Raw genomic sequence first — 1,428 nt, 5'->3', positions numbered from 1 at the left:
CTCCGTAAGTTGTTGGGTGGCCCGGGAGGGCCGGATGTGGCTGATGCTTCCTTGCCGACCGTGGCTTCGCGGGAGTGGCCGTCCGGCTCTCCGGGGCGCCCTGGCTGCTGATTGAGATGTGCGCGCCTTGTGCGGTCGCTGTTTACGGAGATGACAGCGGGGTGTTCCTCGGGCCGACGGCATGCTGTGTGAGACGAGGAGGGGCGCGTGAGCGAACGGCAGGGCCGGGTCTGGGTCGGCATCGATGCCGGCAAGGGCCATCACTGGGCGGCGGTGGTCGACGGGACCGGTGCCACACTGTGGTCGAAGAAGATCGACAACGACGAGACGGCGATCCTGGCCGCCCTGGGCGAGATCCTCGATCTGGCGGACCAGGTCCACTGGGCGGTGGACATCTGCGGAACGGCCTCCGCTCTGCTGCTGGCTCTCCTTGCGGCCCACGGTCAGCAGGCCGTCTACGTGCCCGGCCGTACGGTCAACCGTATGTCCGGCGCCTACCGGGGCGAGGCGAAGACCGACGCCCGCGACGCTTACGTCATCGCAGAGACCGCCCGCCACCGAGGCGACTTCGCCACCATCAACGTGCCTGCGCAGCTCGCCGCCGACCTTGCGCTGCTGACCGCTCACCGCGCAGACATGGTGGCCGACCGGGTACGGATGATCAACCGGCTCCGGGACGTCCTGACCGGCATCTTCCCGGCACTGGAGCGGGCCTTCGACTACAGCTCGCACAAGGGCGCGCTGGTGCTGCTGACCGGTTACCAGACTCCGGCTGCCCTCCGCCGCCGCGGCAGGGCCCGGCTCACGGCATGGCTGGCCAACCGCGCAGTCCGGGGCGCCGACGATGTCGCGGCCACCGCCCTCGCAGCTGCCCGGGCCCAGATGACCGCGCTGCCCGGCGAGGACGTCGCCGCGCAGATCGTGGCCGAGCTGGCCGCGCAGATCCTCGCCCTGGACGACCGGCTCAAACGGATCGACAGGCAGATCCGTGAGACCTTCCGCGCCCACCCGCAGGCGGAGATCATCGAGTCCCTGCCAGGTATGGGGCCGATACTCGGCGCCGAGTTCGTCGTCGCGGCGGGTGACCTGTCGGCCTACGCGAACGCCGGCCACCTCGCTTCCGCGGCGGGGCTCGTGCCCGTCCCCCGCGATTCCGGCCGGCGGACCGGGAACCTGCACCGGCCCAAGCGCTACAGCCGCCGCCTGCGCAGGGTGTTCTACATGTCCGCGCAGACCAGCATGATGCGCGAGGGGCCGAACCGGGACTTCTACCTGAAGAAGCGCGGCGAAGGACTCAAGCACGTCCAGGCCGTCATCGCGCTGGCACGGCGACGGGCCAGCGTTCTGTGGGCGCTCCTGCGAGACAACAGGCTCTTCGTCTCCGCCCCGCCATCCCCGCAGTCGGCTTGACTTCGTCATTGAGACTCC

At 70.0% G+C, this 1,428-nt stretch carries 1 protein-coding gene; it reads left to right on the top strand.

Features of this window, described 5'->3' with window-relative positions; genetic code table 11:
* The first annotated feature begins 207 nt into the window (after positions 1-207).
* Positions 208-1,410, top strand: a complete 1,203-nt coding sequence (locus AAW13_RS43670; protein WP_046734781.1) for an IS110 family RNA-guided transposase — start codon at positions 208-210, stop codon at positions 1,408-1,410.
* Positions 1,411-1,428 lie beyond the last annotated feature (18 nt).

Origin of the sequence: Streptomyces humi (genome assembly GCF_001005085.2) — a bacterium.
Classification (GTDB): domain Bacteria; phylum Actinomycetota; class Actinomycetes; order Streptomycetales; family Streptomycetaceae; genus Streptomyces; species Streptomyces humi.
This window is presented reverse-complemented; position numbering and strand designations above follow the sequence as displayed.